Here is an 18,077-nt window from a genome sequence, read left to right on the forward strand (position 1 = left end):
TTGAGGCTTCGGAAGGGAGCATCGCCTCACTTAGGAATGGCCGCCGGCCATCCCAACATCTCCCCCGGCACAGCCGGTCGCCTCGAAACGCGGGCGAAGACCGATCCGGCACGTGCCATCCCGTCTTCGTTTGGCGCTCCGCCCGCTTCGTCCGGGCTCAGGCGGCATTGCGCAGTCCGTGCGGCGCGCGGGACACGCTGGCGGAACTGGCGAGTTCCTGCCCCATCCGGTCGAGACGGTTGATCGCCTCGCTGATCTGTTCGACGCCGATCGACTGCTCGCGGCAGGCGGCCGAGATTTCGGACACGAGTTCGGCGGTGCGCCGGATGTCGGGCACCAGCGCTTTCAGAGCTTGGCCCGCCTCTTCCGATACGGACAGGGAGCGGTTCGAGAGGGCTCCGATCTCGCCCGCGGCAATGGTCACGCGCTCGGCGAGCTTGCGCACTTCGGACGCCACCACGGCAAAACCCTTGCCATGCGTGCCCGCGCGCGCCGCCTCGATGGCCGCGTTCAGCGCGAGTAGGTCGGTCTGGCGCGCAATCTCCTGCACGACCTGAATCTTGGTGGCGATGGAGCGCATGGCCTCCACCGACTTCTCCACGGCCTCGCCACCGCGATCGGCGTTGATCGAGGCCTTGTCCGCGATCTTCTCCGTGGTTGAGGCGTTCTCGGCGTTCTGGCGGATGTTGGCGGTCATCTCTTCCATGGCCGCCGAGGCGTCGCCCAGCGAACGCGCTTGCTCACTCGCGACCCGAGCGCGATCCGTTTCCATGCGCGTCTTTTCGGCCGCCAACGTGTCCAGATAGGTCGACACGCCGTAATCCATATCGAGGATGGCGACCTTCACTAGAATACCGAGAAGCTCCGCAGCCTCGTCGATCTTGGCGCCACGCATCAGACCCCGGCCGAGAAGCCGTGGAAGAAGGTCCTTGATCATGCCTTCGAGGATCAGGGCATAGCCGCCGAGATACCAGCGGGGCTCCAGTCCGATCCGCGCATGGGTGCGCCCGATGCGCTCGACCTCGCTGACATAGCTATCGTCGATATGGCCGCCGGCCAGATGAGCCCAATGCTTGTTCTGCGCCGTCTCCGCCTTTTGGCGCATGGTCTCGGACGCAAAGAAGGATTGCAGTTCCGGCACTTTGGCGAGTTGGTCGTAGAAGGCCGATATGCCACCCTCGACCGCATGGCTGATCATTTCGGATTTCGGCGCGATCCGCTCCAGCACGGCGTCGTCGATTTTCAGAAACTGGAGACGCTCAGCGAGATCGGTACGCATGTGCATCGGCTCTTCCCCCAAGAAACGATGCAGCATAACTTCACAAAACTTACCATCCAATTAGAGGTTGAGCGCAGAAAGGCGCGACGAAAGGTCCACTCAAGCCCCCTTCGCCGACGCACCGTGTCCGACCAAAGAGCCCGATCAGGCCTTGAGCTGGGCCGCCTTTTTCGCGGGCGCCTTGCGAGCCGCCGGTTTCTTGGCGGTCGCGCGGCTCGCGCGCTGCAGTGGCAGCGCTGTCTTGGCTTCGCTCGGCGCGCCGCCTTCCGCTTCCTGCGCCAGGCGAAGGGCCTTCAGCCGCGCGGTTTTTTCATCGCGCGCGCGGGTTTCGGCGCGAATCAAGGTCAGAGCCGTCCCCTTCTCGGAACGATTGGCAATATCGCCGAGGCGCGCGTTTTCGCGATGTTCAGTCGAATTGTGCGCATCCATGGAAATCGCCCTCCGCTGGCCGGGTCCGGCTGGCCGGCGCATCATGCGTCGGCCAAGCCCGGCAGCGCGACCCGAACGGGCCGCTTCCAAAAAGAAACTAGGGCGAGCGTGACGTTAAGCGAGTGTGACGACCTGTCTCAAGCCAACATCATCAAAGCGTCACGTAGGTTCCGAGTTCAACGACGCGGTTGGCGGGGATGCGATAGTAGTCGATCGCGTCGTAGGAGTGGCGCGCCATCTTGATGAAGATCTGGCTTTGCCAGCTCGGCATGTCGCTGCGCGCGGCCGATTTGATCCGCCGCCGGCCGACGAAGAAGGTGGTGGACATGACGTCGAACTTGACGCCCAGCTCGCGCAGCTGGATCAGCGCCTGAAGCAGATTGGGCTCATCCAGGAAGCCGTAGTTCAGCTCCACCCGCGCAAAGGCGGGCGACAGGGGGTGATAGGTCAGGCGGTTGGCGTTCGAGACATAGGGCACGTCGGCCGTGCGGATCGTCACGATGACGTTCTTCTCGTGCAGCACGCGATTGTGCTTGAGATTGTGCAGAAGCGCCGACGGTACGGTCTCGGGCGTCGAGGTCAGATACATCGCCGTGCCCGACACATGGGTGACGGACGAGGTTTCCATCGCCTTGATGAACGTGTCGAGCGACAGGTTCTGCTGCTGCGCCTTGGTGTTGAGAAGACGCGTGCCGCGCACCCAGACGGCCATCAGCAGCATGATGCAGCCGCCGATCACCAGCGGCAGGTAGCCGCCATCGGCGAGCTTCAGAAGATTGGCGGCCAGGAACGCGCTGTCGATGACCATGAGCGGCGCGACCACCGCGACCGCGAGCCCCAAACCCCAGCCCCAGCCATAGGCGAAGACGACGATGCCGAGCAGGCTGGTGATGATCATCGTGCCGGTGACGGCGATGCCGTAGGCGGCGGCGAGCGAGGAGGAATCCTGAAAGAAGATGATCAGCATGACGACGCCGATCAGCATCAGCCAGTTGACCGTCGGCAGATAGATCTGCCCGCGCTCGGACTCGGACGTATGCTCGATCTGGAGGCGCGGCAGGAGACCCAGTTGGATGGCCTGCTGCGTCAGCGAGAAGGCGCCGGTGATGACCGCCTGTCCCGCGATGATCGTGGCGAGCGTGGCGAGAATCACGAGCGGCAGGCGCCCCCACTCGGGCGCCGACAGGAAGAAGAGATTGGGCAGGGCCGACGCATCGTTGAGCGCGAAAGCGCCCTGGCCGAGATAGTTGAGCAGCAGCGCCGGGCCGACGAAGCCCAGCCAGGCGATGCGGATCGGCCGTTTGCCGAAATGGCCCATATCGGCATAGAGCGCCTCGGCCCCCGTCACCGCGAGGAAGACCGACCCCAGAACGGTGAAGCCGAGGATCCCGTGCGACGTCATGAACCAGAAGCCGTTGATGGGATTGAGCGCGTGCAGGATCTGCGGCGCGTCGCCGATATGCGAAAGGCCGATCAGCGCCAGCGTGATGAACCAGAGCGCCATGATCGGGCCGAAGAACACGGCGACCTTGGCCGTGCCGAAGGACTGCACGGCATAGAGCGCCACGATGATGGCGATGGCGATGGGCACGATATAAGGGTCGAGCCCCGGCGTCGTGACCTTGAGACCCTCGACGGCCGAGAGAACCGAGACCGCCGGCGTCAGGATCGCGTCGCCATAGAACAGCGCCGCGCCGATCATGCCGAGCGTCAGGATCACGCGGTTGGGCCGCTGCAGCGCGGTCTGCGCCAGCGCCATGAGCGACAGCGCGCCGCCCTCGCCCTGATTGTCGGCCCTGAGCACCAGCATCACGTATTTCACCGTGACGACGATCACCAGCGACCAGACCAGCAGCGAGACGATGCCGATGATTTCGCTGGCCGAGGGAATGCCCCCGACATGCAGCAGGGATTCTTTCATGGCATAGAGCGGGCTCGTCCCGATATCGCCGTAAACGACGCCGATGCTGCCGAGGACGACAACGGGAAGGCTCTTGCGCGGGTGACCCTCGTGCGGGGACGTTGCCGTCTCGGCCGTGGGGGCGTGTTCGCCGCTGATCATTCCTCTGACGAGGCCTCCGGTGGTATGGGTATCATGGAGCAGAAAAGCGCAGCGTCGAATCCATGGCCGCCCAGAATCAGCGACAACCATAGTCTTTTGAAAGACGAATTTCGGGTCCAGTAGCCCGAAACCCAGCGATAAAGTCGCGAGCGTCTAGCACGGAACGCGAGGGAGGCAAAGTCCACCCCCTGCCGCAGCCGCCACGCGGCCACACCGCCACAACCGTCGAGAAAATTTTCGCGAAAGGTGGGCGCGCTAGAAACGGTTTCAAGAAAATTTTCGAAGGCTCTCCCTTCGTGGCTTTTCCTTCGCATTTGCAGCGGTATCTACAGCCTATAACCTGCCTTTATGTTAGGCGAACGATTCGTTCTCGAACGAACCGCTCGTGGGACCCGACAACAAGAATCGGCGGGAGGAAAGTCGAGGACGGTATGATCATTTCCGATGACAGGGACCAGGAAATCCGCAACCTGGCGTATTTCCTGTGGGAGAAGGCGGGACGCCCCAGCGGACAGGAGCACGACTTCTGGGCGGAAGCCGCGCGCCGGGTCGAAACGGAACAGCCCTGCGCCACGGTTCAGCAGCGCAATCGCTTCGTGGCGCGCTGACACGCTTCATGCGCTAACGAGCTTTGCGGGCCGGCGGGCTTTTTCCGCTGCCCGTGCATCCCGGCCGGGACATGTGCGTTTCCCCTTTCATCACCATCAGGGAAGACCATCATGCTCGATCGGATCAAGGAACATATGGAAGTGATCGGCGCTGACGGCGTTCATGTCGGCACCGTGGACCGGGTCGAGGGCGACCGCATCAAGCTGACCAAGAAGGACAGCGGCGAAGGTCACCATCAGGGTCATCACCACTTCATTCCCGGCGGTCTCGTGGCCGAGGTCGAAGGAGACAAGGTGCGTCTGTCCGCCAACGGCGATGTCGCCGTATCCTTCGAGGAAGAAAACGACGGCCACGGGGCCTGACGCCATGCAATAGCGGCGCTCGCGGCGCCGTGAAAGAAAAAGGACGGAACGCGGTGAAACACGCGCGTTCCGTCCTTTTTACAGCATCTCGACCTTTTCCTTGACGAGACCGCCCTCCCCGCCAAGCCGGATCGTGTTCAGGCCGGCGCCATCTCGCGCCCCTCCGGCCTGTCTCGCACGCGGAATGCAGCCGTCCAGAGAACGGCAGCGAACAGCGCGTGGCAGGAGAGGAAGGCGATCACCAGCCCTTCGATCCCGTCCAGCCGCGCGCCAAAGGCCATGATGATGCCGAAGCCGAAGGCCGCGGTCACCGACAGGACCGCGCGCAGCCCCTGATACCCCGCCCCGGTCAGCGCATCGGCGGCGGGATATTGCAGCGCCATCAGGGGCAGGCTGAAGGACAACGCCGCCGTCACGCCCACAATGGATTCGAAGTCCCGGCCGAGAACGGCGGGTGCGAGGAAGCCCGCGAGGCTGACGGCCCCGCAGGCCGCAAGACCGACGCCCAGCATGACCGGCACGACGCTCAGCGCATAGCGCCGGCTGGCGGCGATGCCACCGCGCCCGCCATGCACGAAGAAATTCGGATAGGTCATGCGCGTGACGACCTGGAGCGGAAACAGGCCCAGGGTCAGAACGCGTGAGGCCGCGCCGTAGATGCCGACGCTCGCCGCATCCGCGAAGCGACTGAGCACGATGCGATCGAGGCTTCCTTGCGACGAGCGCGACGCCTGGTTGAGGCAGAAGGACAGGCCGGTCCAGAGATCGCGTGTCAGCAACACGGCGCGCGGCCGCCCATAAAGCCGGATCGACAAGGCAAGGTAGAGCGCGGTGGTGATCACCGATTGGAGGAAGGCCACCTCGATCCAGCCTTCGAGATCGGAGCGGCCCAGCGCTGCGAAAAAGATCGCCGCCGCCAGAAGGCGCACGAAGGCGGTGGCGAAACGCACCGCACCGGCGCGTACCGTCTGGCGATGGGCGACCATGACCAGTTCGAGCGAGGCGGCCGCGCGCCCGATCAGGATTTCGCCGCCGATCACCAACGCGACGAACAGAACCGGCAGCGGCGATTCCATGACGCCATGGGCCACCCAGACGCCGCCGAGCACCACGAGCGGCAGCGTCAGCCCCGTCAGGATCAGGAGATTGCCGAAATAGGACGCAAAGCGCTCGGGCTCGCGCGCCACGCCGCGCACCAGAAGATCGGCCCCGCCCAGCCCCACCAGTTCCACGCTCAAGGCCGAGACGGCCAGAAGCGCGGTGTAGATGCCGAAGGCTTCGAGCCCCAGCCCGCGCGCCGTCAGGGCGAAGGCCACGAGTTGCACGCCCAGCGCCGAGACAGTGGGCACCAGCGTTCCGGCGAAGGTGACGATCCGAAAGCGCGCCTCCAGATGCCGGGCGAAAGCCCCGGCTCGCGAACGTAGCCCGCTCACGACGCGCTTGCCTCAACCACAGACATGATCGTCCTCGCGCCGGCCCGCCGGGGCCGCCTCGGCGGGTTTGGGTCGCGCATATTCCACGAAGACGCCGCCCAGATGCGCCTTGTAGCGGCCGCGCACCTTGTCCATTTCCAAGAGCCAGCCGAGAAAGGGGGATTCGGGCTCGCGCCGGAACAGCGGATAGATCGCCAGGCGCGCGGTGAGGCCCAAGGTCTTCACAAGGCTTTTGCGCGCGCCCGCATCGAGGCTTTCCCAGCGCACCGCATGATTGCCGACGCGAAAGCGGCGCTGGCGCATCCAGGCGAGCGACGCGCGAGAATCGGGCACCTCCTCCCAGACGAACGCTTCCTCGGCCCAAGCCATTTTCAGGCCGGCATAGAAGAGGCGGCGGAAGAACACCGTATCGCCGCCGCCGCTGAGGCCGAAGGCTTCATCGAAGAAGGGGCGCGGGATCGAGCCCGTGGCCTCCAGATCGATCAGGAAATTGCAGGTGCAGAAGACGAAGGGACGCCCCTCCAGAAACTGCTTCTGCACGGACCAATAGCGCGCGTAGCGTTCGAGATGCGCGGCCTTCTCGGGAAACACGGGCCGCACCGGCCCACCGACCACGGCTGCCCCTTCCCGCGCCTGACAGGCCAGGAGCTCGGCGAGCCAGCCGGGCGAGGGCCATTCGTCGTCGTCGATCATCGCGACGAAGCGGACCCCCCGCTTTTCGGCTTCGTCGAAGACCGCGTTGCGCGCGGCCGAAATGCCGGGATGGCTTTCGATGCGATAGCGCAGCTCCAGCCCCGTGCGGGCGGCAAACGCGCCAACTGCCAGCCCCACGGCGGGGTCCTGTCCGTCATTGTCCACGACGATGATCACCGGTGGCTCGGCCAGCGGTTTTGCGCTTTCGGCGATGTGGTCGAGCAGGCGCAGAAGCGAGGGCAGACGCTTGTAGGTGCAAAGGCCGACGGCGAGCCCGGACCGCGAGGAGCCGGGAGGAGACGAGACGGTCATGGGCGAAGCTCCGCTTCAAGAAGGGCGTCGGGAAAGCGCTCTGGAAAGCGGCGCAAGACCGAAAGGACTTCGGTTGTCGCGTTCGGGAGGCGCGGGCAGGTCGGCATGGGCGATCATCGTTCCGGAAGCTTAGGGATCATGTTGCGCCGCAGCAACAAGCGCGAAAGGCGAGGACGTCGGAGGCCGAGAGTGAGTCAAACTGAGATCAGGCTCCTGCAATCCGTTGACATTTGTCTTATATCCTACGTATGTTTGGGTGAAGAAAAAATGAGACAGCAGATCATGGCATGACGCCAATGAGGTTCTTCCGCCGGCCTCCGTGATGTGAGCCGCGGTCTTCTTTAGCCCCCCAAATTCCCCATGCCGGAGCGTACGGATGACCCATGGCCATTCGCCGCGTCGCGATGTCGTTTTGCTCGCGATACCGACCCTCAACGAAGCCAGAACCATCATTCCCGTTCTGGAGCGGCTGACCGCCGATCCGGATGGCGAGTTCGATCTGCGCATCTGCGTGGTGGATGGTGGCAGCACGGACGGAACGGTGGAACTCGTTCGCGCCTATGCCCGGCACCGCTCTCAGGTCTTTCTGGAGCACAATGGACGGCGCATCCAGAGCGCCGGGATCAATCTGGCGGTCGCCCGCCATGGCGAGGGCGCGAAATGGCTCGTGCGCTGCGACGCCCATGCCAACTACCCGCGTGGCTATATCGCCTCGCTGCTGCGCACGCAGCGACGCACGGGTGCCACCTCCGTCGTGGTTCCAATGGATTCGGTCGGCTGCATTCCGTTCCAGAAGGCGGTCGCCTGGGTCTCCGACAGCCTGATCGGCTCGGGCGGATCGGCCCATCGGGGCGGGCGCAAAAGCGGCTTCGTGGATCACGGCCACCACGCGCTGATCGCCCTCGACATGTTCAAGCGCGTGGGCGGCTACGAGGAAAGCTTCACCCATAACGAGGACGCCGAGTTCGACTGCCGTCTACGGGCGCTGGCTGGCACGATCTATCTCGATGGCGAAACACGGCTGGAATATCATCCGCGCGACAGTTTCCAAGGCATCTGGCGGCAATATTTCAACTATGGAAGGGGCCGCTCGCGCACCTTGCGCCGGCATCCGACCTCGCTGCGCCTGCGTCAGTTCGCGGTGCCGAGCTTCATGGTGGTCTTTTTCGCCTGCCTCGCGATCGCGCCGGCTCTTCCCCATGTCCTGGTGGTGCCGTTTTTCTACCTTTTCGCGCTCGCCCTGACCTCCTGTCAGATCGCGCTGCGCCATCGCACCGCTTGTGGGCTTCTGTCCGGTCCGGTTGCCGGGGTCATGCACACAGCTTGGGCGTCAGGCTTTCTTCTAGGGCTGGCCGGCGCGCGCGACATGCGCTGGAGCCCCGAGCGTCAGCCTGCCCAGGCGGAAGCTGTATGACATGGGCGCAGGCGGGCGGTGCCGTCGCGGATGACGATGCGCCGGCCACACTGTCCGCGCTGCTGCTGGATCCCTCGCTCTTCACGCCCGCCTATGATGCCGGCCTGTCCGGCGGCCTGCGGCAGGCCGGGGTCCGCCCGCTTTGGCTGACGCGCCCCTTGCGCGAGCGCGAGGAAGCCGAGCTCGACCCGGCCGAATGCGAAGCTGCCTTTTATCGACGCGTGGAAGCGATCGCGCCCGCTCGCCGGCGTCTGCGCGCCGTGGCCAAGGGCGCGTCCCATCTCGTGGATCTGGCCTCGCTCCTGCGCCGTCTCGGCCGGAACGAGGCGGATGTGGTGCATCTTCAATGGGCGGTTCTGCCGGCCTTCGACGCGGCGGCGATCCTCGCCATGCGCCGCCATTGCCCTGTCGTCATGACGGTGCACGACACCGTGCCCTTCAATGGCGAGCGCATTTCGCTTCTGCAAAACAAGGGGTTCGACCTGCCGCTTCGCGCCGCCGATCGGCTTATCGTCCACACGAGGGCCGCGCTCGACACACTGCGGGCGCGCGGCCTCGACGCGCACAAAATCCATCTCATCCCCCATGGGCCGCTGCCCCTGAAGGCCGAGCCCAGCGTGGCCGCGCTGGCGCGGGCGAGATCGAAGCGCTTCACGCTGGTTCTGTTCGGCCAGATCAAGCCCTATAAGGGCGTCGATCTGCTCATAGAAGCGCTGGGGCAGATGCCCGCCCATGAGCGGGAGCAGGGCCGCGTCATCGTCGCCGGCGCGCCGATGATGGATATCGCCCCCTTGATGGCGCGGGCCGAAGCGCTCGGCCTCGGGCCGGCTCTCGAGTTCCGCCTCGGCCGGCTCGACCATCAGGCCATGGCGGACCTGTTTCACGAGGCGGATGGCTTCGTTTTCCCGTATCGGCAGATCGACGCGAGCGGCGTCTACTTCCTCCTGAAGCCGCTCGGCAAATGGATGGTGGCGAGCCGTGTCGGCATCTTCGCCGAGGATCTGCGCGAGGGCGCGGACGGAGCGCTCGTCGCGCCCGGCGACATCCACGCGCTGAGCGAGGCCATGGCCGAGGCCTTCACACGCCGCCCTGCCCCGCCGCCCCGGCCGAACAGCGAAAGCTGGGCGGCGATTGGCGCGGCGACCCGCCGCCTGTATGACGAGGCGATCGCGGAACGGAGCCGGCGGGTATGACCCTGCCGCTCGCTTCGCTTCCCGCCCCATCGATCTCAAGCAGACGCGCCCCATGAACCGCAAGCTCCGACTGGCCCTGGCTCTCCTGATTTCGAGCCTGCCGGGCAAGCCCATCCGCCGCGCGCTTTATTCGCTGTTGCCCGGCATCCAGATCGCGCGCGACGCCTCGATCGGCCACCGTGTCCTCATTGCGGTGGATCGCTTCACCTGCGGCAGCGGCGTGACGATCCGTCGTGGCACGAGCTTCGTCGGCCCGATCGAGGTCGAGCTGGGCGATGGCACGTTCATCGGCCGCGCCAATCGGATCGAATGCGGCGATGCCGCCGCCGACCCTTCGCAAGCGGGCATGAACTACCGCCGACGCTTCGTGACGGGGCGCAACTGCCTCATCAACGACAGCCACCTGATCGACGTGCTCGGCCTCGTCTCGATCGGCGACGGCTCGTGGCTCGCGGGCTTCGCCTCGCAATTCCTGACCCACGGCGCGGGCACGATGAACCGCGACATTCATATCGGCCGCGACTGTTTCGTCGGCTCGGCCGTGCGCTTTGCGCCCGGCAGCGGCGTGGCGGATCGCACGATCGTCGCTCTGGGTTCGGTGGTCACCAAGTCCTTCACTGAAACCGATGTCGTGATCGGCGGCGTGCCGGCTCGTGTCATCAAGGCGCGCGAGGGGGACGGCGACTATACGTTCCAGAAGATTTGGTAGGCCGCGCCATGCCGCACACGAAGAGCCCGCCTGCATGACGAGCCCCCGCGTCGCCCTCATCACCCCATCCTATCGCAACGATTTCGAGCTGGCGCGAGACCTTTGCCGCAGCCTCGACGAGTTCGCCCGCTTCGACCACGAGCATATCCTGATCGTGCCGGCGCGCGACCGCGCGCTGTTCGCCCCGCTCGCGGGGCCGAAACGGCGCGTTCTGGTGCGCGAGGAGATCATCGGCCGTCACGGTTTCCGCCGGCTTCCCGTGCCGACGCTGATCCCCCTCCCCTTCGGCCGGACGATGCGGCTGCGCGAGCAGTATCACTTGAAGGGGCTCGGGCGTGTCAGTGGCTGGCTGGTGCAGCAGATCGTAAAGCTCTCGGCGGCGGAGTTCAGCGATGCGGAGGTCTTCGTCTTCGCCGACAGCGACGTGCTTCTGTTTCGCCCCTTCACCGCCGACATGCTCCAGAACGGCGACGGCCTGCACCTCCAGCGGCATGTGGAGGGGCGCGATCTCGAAACGCATCGGACCTGGCGCGCCACAGCGCATCGCCTGTTGGGCGTCACGCAGGCCAGTGTCGAGTCCTTCAACTATATCGGCCAGTTCGTCACCTGGCGGCGCCCGGTGCTGGAGCGTCTTCTCGAACGGATCGAGGCGCAGACGGGCCAGGGCTGGCAGCGCGCCATCGCGAAAGCGGCCACCGTCTCCGAATATATCCTCTATGGTGAGTTCGTCGCGGAAGGGCTGGCCGAGCCGAGCGGCCATATCGCGGCCGATCGCAAGCTCTATAATTCGGTCTGGCTGCCGGACGAGAGGATCGATGTCGAGGCGATCGCGGCCGGCACGCAGCCACAGCATGTCGCGCTGCACATCCAGTCCACCCACCCCATTGCGATCGAGGAACGCCGGGCGGCGGTCGCCGCCGTCAAGGCACGGGTGCCGCGCTAGGCCGGGTCGGTCGAGCAAGGGGCGGCCGAAAACGATGCACACTCTTTAACTCTTGCATGACTCGCCCGCGAAAGCCGACGCAGCTTTCGCAGGAGATGCTCAGCGCGCCACCGCGCGCCACACACGCGGATCCGCGGCCGAGGCGATGGTGGACCAGTGCAGGTCGGTCTGGCTCCAGAGCTTCACCTGCCCGAAGCGGTTGTCGAGCACCATATCGCCGGCGCTGGTGGAGACCACCAGAACGGCGTGCCACTCGCCCTCGGCCGTCGTGGCAACCGCCATGCGCAGGGCCCCGGCCGGCAGGCCCTTGCGTAGAAGCGCGCGGCGTTTGGTCAGCGCATAATCGTTGCAGTCCCCCTGCGCGACATCGGCGCGCCAAGTGTCCACCGCGTCCTTCACCGGGCGAATGCCGCGATTGACGCTGAGATTGACGGTCTGGACCAAGGCACGGTTGGCGGGCGACCACTCGACCACGGCCGGGCCTTTCGATGTCTGACAATCGGCGGCATTGGCGAGGCAGAACTGGATATAGGGAAACGGCGCCAAAGCGCCGGCGCCGGCCGGCACATGGGACGCGCGCTCCGAGACGCGCATCGGCCGCGCCTCCAAGGCCGTGGCTTGGCTGGACAGAGCCGGAACACACAGCAGCGCAAGACCGGCCAGGGCTGCGAGCGAGGGGCGAGACATGTCGGGTCCTTCCGTTTGGATCGACCCGATGGCACCACGCCCGCCCCCTTAAGCGGGTTGAAACGAACATTGGCATTTGATTAAACTGCGCCAACTCGAAGTATTGCGCTCGGCATAAGCAACAGACCTACACCTTCGACATATGTATTTATCTTAGGTTTGGCCCGAATTCATTTCAAAACGAACGGGCATTTACCTTAAATTGAAAGCGAATGCGGCGAAGCGGGAGGGCTGACGTACCCTCCCGCTCGTGCGTTCAAGCTTCGGAGACGGTCACGTCGTCGAAGGCGCGCAGGAGATTGCCGCACCGGCCCGTGCGGACGAACTTGTCGATGTCGCCGAACATCCGGTCGTCGTCGCCCGGCATCTTGAGGAGCGCCGTATTGTCGATCGCCTCCTGCGTCGATCCCTTGCCGGTGAAAACCGTCGAGCCGTTGCCGAAGGCGACGCGCTGCCCGGCCGAGAAGGCTGCGCCGGTGGAGGTCAGGGTGATGCGATCGGTGCCGGTGATCGACGCGGTGAAGCCGGAGTCCAGCCAGCCCGAGCCGACCGTGACCGAACCGCCGACCGGCGGGGCGACACGAAAGCCCGTCAGACCCGAGGTCGAACCGTCGGACGTCGCCAGCTTGGCCGCCGCACCGAGATCGAAGCGCAGCTCGATCGCCTGCCGGCCGGCGCTGGTGAAGCGCGCCGAACGCAACACCGGCCCTTCCGCCACGAGGCCGGGCGTGAAGAGCGAGGCGCAGCCGACGCCCAGCCGCTCGCCCAGCGTGCGACTGCCGATCTTGGCCGAAGGATGCGGCCCGAAATTGTCCGCCAGTTCCAGATCGAGCGTTTCGCCGATGAGGCGCACGAAGGGACGGGTAGCAGCCCATTGACGCTGGCGCGGCCCCATCGGCCGGTAGGTCAGACGCTCTTCGCTCGCGGCCGAGCGGCCCGGCAGCGCGAGCGCCCAAGGCGCGTCCGCGCCAGCGGGATAAAGGGCGTCGAGCCGCGCCTTGAAGCGATCCATGATCGCGCCGAAGGCGGACAGACCGGCGGGGCTTTCCATCGATGTGTACCAGTACAGGCGATAGAGCGAGGGCGCGAGGCCGCGCAGGCGCGCCAGATGCACCATCAGTCGCCCGCTGCGGTTGGTGCGATCGAGCGGCAACCCGTCCTCGCCCCAGATCGACCAGCGGCCGGCCGAGATGGCCTGCGACGTTTCGGGGGCCGTGGCGAAGAAGCGGAACGAGCCGGACACGGACGTGCCCGCCGCCGGGGGCGCGGCGAAGGTCAGATTAGAAATCTTGCCCGAGGCATAGTCGATCGTGCCCGAGGTGACGCCCGCGCCCGCGAGATTGCCCGCGCTATCGTCCGTGACCGTGGCCTCTCCCAGCTTGATCGAGAAGGAGCCCGGCACCACGGCGGGGGCGGGATTGAAGCCCTCGCCGGACAGGCCGGCCGCCACGGGCGTGAAGGTGAAGCTGCTGGTCGCTCCGTCGGGCGTGAACAGCGAGACGTAGCTGAAGCGCTTGCGATCAAGGCTCCAGGCATTGGGATGGCTGCCGGGAACCGCCGTGTCCACGATCATCACCGGCAAGCCGGCCAGACGGCGGATCGTCTCGAAGCTCACGATGTTGCCGTCGCCATGCTGGTCGGCGCGATAGGGCTGAAACAGTGCAACCGAGCCCTTCGGCCCGCCGAAGCCGGTCGATTGCGCGTTGACGAAGGACGGCTGCTTGAGAACGGAGAAGAACAGGTTGGCGTCCTGCACCGGCGCGAGCTGACGCCCGCCGCCGCCGCCCGCCGTATCGTCCATCGCATAGGATTGATAGGCCAGCTGCGACTGGCCGATATCCACGATCACCAAGCCGATGGCGAGCCGATCGCCACCATTGACCGCGCTGGCGGGTCGTCCCCGGCGGCGGATCTCGCGGCGAAAGGCGATGCCGGCCGGCACCTGGGCGAGCGCGCCCGAAAAGCGGCGCGCGTCGGCATCGATCCGCACGGAGATCGGCGTCCAGCCGACGAGTTCGGCTCCTGTGTCGGCGCGCAGAAGCCGAACCTCGAAACTCTCCTCCCCGGCAGAGCCGGTATAGGTTCCGGCAAAGGGAAGGGAGCCGAGGCGCGCCCTGTCCCCAAGCGGCAGAACGAAGCGGTCGCCATAGGCCCGCAGCCGCAGGGCCGGCGGGCGGCGCAGCGGAGCGGCTGAAAACGGCTGGGCGAAGGCATTCGTCCCGATCTCGCTCAGGGCGGCGGTGATCTCGCCGCGCGGATCGGCCCCGACATCGCCGGGTCCCTTCAGATCGGCGGCAAAGCGCAGCCGGCCGGACAGGCGCTCGGCAAGGCCCGCCGGATCGAGAAGCCCTTCGGCCAGCTCGATCAGAAGAGCCGCATCGGGCGCCCCGCCCGAAAACGGGAACGAGCCCCAGATATTGAAGAAGCCCGCCATCGTGCCGCCGGCTGCCTGCCGGTTCGCCCCGTCGGCCGCGTCCACCACGCCTCCGAGCCCCGACAGGAAGTCGTAGCTGCCCGCGCTGCCCCAGGCCGGCTGGCTGGCGTTTCGATCGAGATAGCGCCAGGAGGTCGGCCCGTCATTGGCCGTGCCCACCTGGTTGGACACCAGTTCGGGCGCGACCTCGCCATCGGCGGCGACGCGCACCACACATTGGAAAGGCAGATTGCCCTTCTGACCGTAGACCAGGAGATAATCGGCGCCGCGCTCCAGCGAAGGACTGCGCGACAGACCCGTGCCCCAGGAGCGCATTCCCGAATTCTGCGCCGAGACGAGAAGACTGAGCGGCGTGATGCCGGACACGTCGAAACCGCCGCGCAGCGTAATGCGGGACGTATCGGCCGCCGTTCCCGCGCCCTTGGCCGCCAGGACGTAGGTCGAGGCCTGCTGGCGCAGCATCTCGTCGACGCTGAAGAAGAAGCCCTGCACCCAGTCCTGCGTCACCAGAGGCAGCGCGGACGCCCCCGCCGGGAACAGAAGGCCGCGCTGGTCGGCGTCTTCCAGATGGTTGGCCGAGCCGAACCCGTAGGACGTATAGCTCGGCAGGCCCGCCACGTCGGGCAGCGAGGCGAGAGGCGCGCGCGGGCGGCGCGTCAAGAGGCCCGCGCCAAAGCCGGCGCGGGACGAAGGGGAGCGAAACAGCGCGTTCATGCGTAGAACGAGACCGAGCCGAGGGCGGCCGTCGCCGCGCGCAGGCACAGATGCGTCGGGCGCGTGACGCCATCGGGCAGAAATTCGGGAATGCGCCGCGCGGCCGGGTTCCATTCCCCACCCGATCCGTCGGTGGTCTGGCGCGGATCGGCCAGAACCGTGGTTTTCGTGCCCAGCTTCACCCGCACGGAGGCGTCAAAGGAAAACAGCGCGAATCGCGCTCCATCCGGGATGGGAACGAGGGTCGAGGTCTCGGCCGCGAGCTTGATCTCCTCGACATAGTCGGGAAACAGGGGCGCCAAAGCCAAACGGTTGGAACTATGGGGAAAATTCTCGATGAACGATCGCATGGGAACCTCCAGACAAGGACGCTCATGCCTAACCGCTCCACGCCGGGCGGGGATAAGATGGGGATAGATTGGGGAGAAAAGGCTTGGGTCAGGACGCGCAAGCCGTTCTTTCCGTTGATCAAATCTGTTGCGATGCGGCATCACCCACAGGCTTCTTCACCACATCGGGTGAGAAGATTCGCTTACAGACGGTTTTTTAGGTATCTCGAAAGCTCGAAAGTGACGCGACGTGAGGTCGGTCCCTTGCCCTGCAACCGCTCGCGATCCATGCCATCCCGGCTGGCTCCGACGAAATTGCGGATCGAGGCGTCCCGCGGCGTGTCCATCGTCCATCGCACTGCAACACGATGGACCGTGCCGAGCGGCGCGCGAGGATCAAGGGATTTTACATGCGGCCTTCCGGCAAAGCCTATCTTGTAAGCCTTACCGCAACCTTGCTGGCGTTGAGCGGCTGCTCCACCCTGCCGCATTCCGGGCCGGACAATCGCGCGATCGAGAGCCAGGCCTCCGTCTATCTGGCCGCGCAGAAGCAGGAACAGGCGCCCTATGCGCTGGTCGATCTGACGCCCAATGTCCTGGCGTTCTTTCCTCTGGAAAGCCGCAAGAGCCTCAGCTCGGGCTTCGGGCCGAGCCGGAAGGGCCCGCCGGCGCTGCCCTTGGGCGTCGGCGACGTCGTGTCGATCACGCTGTTCGAATCGGCCGCCGGCGGCCTGTTCATTCCGGCCGACGCCGGCAGCCGCCCCGGCAATTTCATCACCCTGCCGAACCAGACGGTGGACACGCGCGGCCTGATCAACGTGCCCTATGCCGGCTCGATCCGCGCCGCCGGCCGCCTGCCCGAGGAAATTCGCGCCGATATCGAGCAGCGCCTCGCCGACCGCGCCATCGAGCCGCAGGTCGTGATCAATCTCGTGCAGAGCCGGTCCAGCCAGATTTCGGTTCTGGGCGACGTGAACTCGGCCGCCAAGATCGAGATCAATCCGAGCGGCGAGCGCGTTCTGGACGCGATCTCGGCGGCCGGTGGTCTCAGTGCGCCGGGTCGCGAAGTCTATGTCACGCTCCAGCGCGGCAGCACGACGGCCACCGTGCCCTTCGAAGAGCTGCTGTCCAACCCGCGCGAGAACATCTTCCTTTATCCGGGCGACGTGGTCTACGTGAACCGCGAGCGCCGCACCTATCTCGCCTTCGGCGCGTCGGGCCTTTCGGGCCGGGTGGATTTCGACGAATCGAACCTGACGCTCGCCGAAGCGCTGGGCAAGGTCGGCGGCCTGCTCGACAGCCGCGCCGACGCCGCGCAGATCTTCCTGTATCGCCTGGTGGACACGGCCACGCTGGCCCGCATGGGCGTGCAGGTCGAAGGCAACGCGGGCAAGGCGGGCGGTCAGTATCCGGTCATCTTCCGCCTCAACCTGCGCAAGCCGGACGGATTGTTCCTCGCGCAGAAATTCGCGATGCACGACAAGGATATTCTCTACGTCTCGAACTCGGACTCGACCGAGGTCACGAAGTTCCTGGCCGTCGTCAACTCCGTCACCTCGGGCGTCGCCGGCCCCGCCACCGACGCCGCGCTGATCCGCGGCGCCGAGCGGACGCTGCGCTAAAGCGGGCGCAGGCAAGGTGCGGGGGCTAAAGCCTTTGACGAAGCCTGCGGGCGCAGGATGGACGAGCGGTTGTCGTCACGTCGCAGCACGCCAAGCCCGGTTCATGTCGATGGCATGGCGCGGTCTGGGCGGGATGGCGACGGGCGAAGCGTCTGGGCCATCCGCCCTCGCGAGGCCTCGCCCCGCACTCTCATGCCAGCCCGGCGCCGATGCGCCGGGTCCGCCTTCTCTTAAACTTCCAAGGACGATGGCCCCGATGTTCCGCTCCCTTCTGACGGCTGCCTCCACCACGCTCGCCCTGTCTCTCGGGCTGGCCGCCGCCGCGCAAGCGCAGGACGCGGCAGCCCCCACCGCCCCCGCCGCCTCTCCGCAGGCTACGCCCCCCGTTGCGACGCCCGCTGCTTCGCCGGAGCCGGTGGCTCAGGCCCCCGTGGCTCAGGCCCCCGCCAGCGCCCCTGCGTCGCAGGAGGTCGCGGCGCTCGCGCCCGGCACGGGCGGCCTCACCGCGCCCGCCGCCTATCTGTCCGGCCCGAGCCGCGTGTCGGAAGCGGACATGCTGGCCTTCCTCGCCAATCCTTCAGCGCTCCTGTCCGCCTATCCGCAAGGGGGCGCGGCGCTCGCCAATCAGGTGCGTCTGCTCGCGGCCTCCAACAACCGCGCTGTGCCGCAGCTTCTGTCGCTCGCCTCGCAGGACGCGACGAGCGCGGTGCAGCGCGCCGCCATCGGCGCGGGTCTGGCGCGCGCCGCGCAGGCCGGCCAAGGCGTCGCGCCGACCTATGCCGCCTTTATCCAGGAAGCGGTCGCCGCCTCGAACAATCCGGCCGTGATCAGTGCCTACACCGCCGCTCTGGCC

Annotated in this window: 15 protein-coding genes and 1 pseudogene; 8 read left to right on the forward strand and 8 right to left on the reverse strand. The window is 66.3% G+C overall.

The features are described from left to right. Positions 1-157: 157 nt before the first annotated feature. The 3 genes from AUL36_RS04860 to AUL36_RS04870 all read right to left on the reverse strand — a co-directional run bounded on the left by AUL36_RS04860 (position 158) and on the right by AUL36_RS04870 (position 3,770). On the reverse strand, positions 158-1,279 hold the full coding sequence (locus AUL36_RS04860) for a methyl-accepting chemotaxis protein (RefSeq protein WP_062218604.1): 1,122 nt from the start codon (positions 1,277-1,279) through the stop codon (positions 158-160). Between the two features lie 144 nt (positions 1,280-1,423). Further along, positions 1,424-1,708 carry a hypothetical protein gene (locus AUL36_RS04865; protein WP_058635196.1) on the reverse strand — a complete coding sequence of 95 codons (285 nt, stop codon included), beginning with the start codon at positions 1,706-1,708 and terminating at the stop codon, positions 1,424-1,426. Positions 1,709-1,859: 151 nt separating this feature from the next. Further along, a complete protein-coding gene (locus tag AUL36_RS04870; protein ID WP_058601955.1) occupies positions 1,860-3,770 on the reverse strand; it encodes a potassium transporter Kup in 1,911 nt (636 codons plus the stop codon). Positions 3,771-4,201: 431 nt separating this feature from the next. On the opposite strand from AUL36_RS04870, the gene AUL36_RS23135 reads away from it, so the two are divergent. Both AUL36_RS23135 and AUL36_RS04875 read left to right on the forward strand, forming a co-directional pair. Continuing rightward, positions 4,202-4,378 carry a DUF2934 domain-containing protein gene (locus AUL36_RS23135; protein WP_082640491.1) on the forward strand — a complete coding sequence of 59 codons (177 nt, stop codon included), beginning with the start codon at positions 4,202-4,204 and terminating at the stop codon, positions 4,376-4,378. Positions 4,379-4,489: 111 nt separating this feature from the next. Continuing rightward, the gene (locus AUL36_RS04875) at positions 4,490-4,741 is read left to right on the forward strand and encodes a DUF2171 domain-containing protein (RefSeq protein ID WP_062218559.1); all 252 of its coding nucleotides are present in this window, start codon (positions 4,490-4,492) and stop codon (positions 4,739-4,741) included. 137 nt (positions 4,742-4,878) lie between these two features. On the opposite strand, the gene AUL36_RS04880 is transcribed toward AUL36_RS04875, so the two are convergent. Continuing rightward, positions 4,879-6,174, reverse strand: a complete 1,296-nt coding sequence (locus tag AUL36_RS04880) for a lipopolysaccharide biosynthesis protein (protein ID WP_062218561.1) — start codon at positions 6,172-6,174, stop codon at positions 4,879-4,881. Positions 6,175-6,186: 12 nt separating this feature from the next. Then, positions 6,187-7,179, reverse strand: a complete 993-nt coding sequence (locus tag AUL36_RS04885; protein ID WP_062218563.1) for a glycosyltransferase family 2 protein — start codon at positions 7,177-7,179, stop codon at positions 6,187-6,189. A 376-nt stretch (positions 7,180-7,555) separates the two neighbouring features. On the opposite strand from AUL36_RS04885, the gene AUL36_RS04890 reads away from it, so the two are divergent. Genes AUL36_RS04890 through AUL36_RS04905 form a run of 4 tightly spaced genes read left to right on the forward strand, consistent with a single transcriptional unit; the run spans position 7,556 to position 11,438 of the window. Next, positions 7,556-8,593: a glycosyltransferase family 2 protein gene (locus tag AUL36_RS04890; protein ID WP_062218565.1), complete on the forward strand. Its 1,038-nt coding sequence runs from the start codon at positions 7,556-7,558 to the stop codon at positions 8,591-8,593. Beyond that, the gene (locus tag AUL36_RS04895; protein WP_062218567.1) at positions 8,590-9,786 is read left to right on the forward strand and encodes a glycosyltransferase; all 1,197 of its coding nucleotides are present in this window, start codon (positions 8,590-8,592) and stop codon (positions 9,784-9,786) included. The genes AUL36_RS04890 and AUL36_RS04895 overlap by 4 nt, the downstream gene beginning before the upstream one ends. A gap of 52 nt (positions 9,787-9,838) precedes the next feature. Next, a complete protein-coding gene (locus tag AUL36_RS04900; protein WP_062218569.1) occupies positions 9,839-10,495 on the forward strand; it encodes an acyltransferase in 657 nt (218 codons plus the stop codon). 34 nt (positions 10,496-10,529) lie between these two features. Continuing rightward, a complete protein-coding gene (locus tag AUL36_RS04905; RefSeq protein WP_062218571.1) occupies positions 10,530-11,438 on the forward strand; it encodes a DUF6492 family protein in 909 nt (302 codons plus the stop codon). Positions 11,439-11,537: 99 nt separating this feature from the next. On the opposite strand, the gene AUL36_RS04910 is transcribed toward AUL36_RS04905, so the two are convergent. The 3 genes from AUL36_RS04910 to AUL36_RS04920 all read right to left on the reverse strand — a co-directional run bounded on the left by AUL36_RS04910 (position 11,538) and on the right by AUL36_RS04920 (position 15,623). Further along, positions 11,538-12,125 carry a transglutaminase-like cysteine peptidase gene (locus AUL36_RS04910; RefSeq protein WP_062218573.1) on the reverse strand — a complete coding sequence of 196 codons (588 nt, stop codon included), beginning with the start codon at positions 12,123-12,125 and terminating at the stop codon, positions 11,538-11,540. Positions 12,126-12,381: 256 nt separating this feature from the next. Further along, positions 12,382-15,273, reverse strand: a complete 2,892-nt coding sequence (locus AUL36_RS04915) for a hypothetical protein (RefSeq protein ID WP_062218574.1) — start codon at positions 15,271-15,273, stop codon at positions 12,382-12,384. Then, positions 15,270-15,623, reverse strand: coding sequence for a hypothetical protein (locus AUL36_RS04920; RefSeq protein ID WP_062218576.1), 354 nt, complete (start codon positions 15,621-15,623; stop codon positions 15,270-15,272). Before AUL36_RS04920 ends, AUL36_RS04915 begins: the two co-directional genes overlap by 4 nt. 389 nt (positions 15,624-16,012) lie before the next feature. Here AUL36_RS04920 and AUL36_RS04925 point away from each other — a divergent pair, with 389 nt between their 5' ends. Together AUL36_RS04925 and AUL36_RS04930 are read left to right on the forward strand one after the other, a co-directional pair. Further along, positions 16,013-17,224 carry a polysaccharide biosynthesis/export family protein gene (locus tag AUL36_RS04925; protein WP_058635204.1) on the forward strand — a complete coding sequence of 404 codons (1,212 nt, stop codon included), beginning with the start codon at positions 16,013-16,015 and terminating at the stop codon, positions 17,222-17,224. A 256-nt stretch (positions 17,225-17,480) separates the two neighbouring features. After that, positions 17,481-18,077, forward strand: a pseudogene (locus AUL36_RS04930) (hypothetical protein); the annotation flags it as partial.

It is taken from the genome of Aureimonas sp. D3, assembly GCF_001463805.1.
In the GTDB taxonomy this organism is placed as follows: Bacteria; Pseudomonadota; Alphaproteobacteria; order Rhizobiales; family Rhizobiaceae; genus Aureimonas; species Aureimonas ureilytica_A.

Excerpts from the sequence above, each read along its gene's own strand:
- AUL36_RS04860 (WP_062218604.1), bottom strand. The coding sequence starts at position 1,279 with ATGCGTACCGATCTCGCTGAGCGTCTCCAGTTTCTGAAAATCGACGAC.
- AUL36_RS04865 (WP_058635196.1), bottom strand. The coding sequence starts at position 1,708 with ATGGATGCGCACAATTCGACTGAACATCGCGAAAACGCGCGCCTCGGC.
- AUL36_RS04870 (WP_058601955.1), bottom strand. The coding sequence starts at position 3,770 with ATGATCAGCGGCGAACACGCCCCCACGGCCGAGACGGCAACGTCCCCG.
- AUL36_RS23135 (WP_082640491.1), top strand. The coding sequence starts at position 4,202 with ATGATCATTTCCGATGACAGGGACCAGGAAATCCGCAACCTGGCGTAT.
- AUL36_RS04875 (WP_062218559.1), top strand. The coding sequence starts at position 4,490 with ATGCTCGATCGGATCAAGGAACATATGGAAGTGATCGGCGCTGACGGC.
- AUL36_RS04885 (WP_062218563.1), bottom strand. The coding sequence starts at position 7,179 with ATGACCGTCTCGTCTCCTCCCGGCTCCTCGCGGTCCGGGCTCGCCGTC.
- AUL36_RS04890 (WP_062218565.1), top strand. The coding sequence starts at position 7,556 with ATGACCCATGGCCATTCGCCGCGTCGCGATGTCGTTTTGCTCGCGATA.
- AUL36_RS04895 (WP_062218567.1), top strand. The coding sequence starts at position 8,590 with ATGACATGGGCGCAGGCGGGCGGTGCCGTCGCGGATGACGATGCGCCG.
- AUL36_RS04900 (WP_062218569.1), top strand. The coding sequence starts at position 9,839 with ATGAACCGCAAGCTCCGACTGGCCCTGGCTCTCCTGATTTCGAGCCTG.
- AUL36_RS04905 (WP_062218571.1), top strand. The coding sequence starts at position 10,530 with ATGACGAGCCCCCGCGTCGCCCTCATCACCCCATCCTATCGCAACGAT.
- AUL36_RS04910 (WP_062218573.1), bottom strand. The coding sequence starts at position 12,125 with ATGTCTCGCCCCTCGCTCGCAGCCCTGGCCGGTCTTGCGCTGCTGTGT.
- AUL36_RS04915 (WP_062218574.1), bottom strand. The coding sequence starts at position 15,273 with ATGAACGCGCTGTTTCGCTCCCCTTCGTCCCGCGCCGGCTTTGGCGCG.
- AUL36_RS04920 (WP_062218576.1), bottom strand. The coding sequence starts at position 15,623 with ATGCGATCGTTCATCGAGAATTTTCCCCATAGTTCCAACCGTTTGGCT.
- AUL36_RS04925 (WP_058635204.1), top strand. The coding sequence starts at position 16,013 with ATGCGGCCTTCCGGCAAAGCCTATCTTGTAAGCCTTACCGCAACCTTG.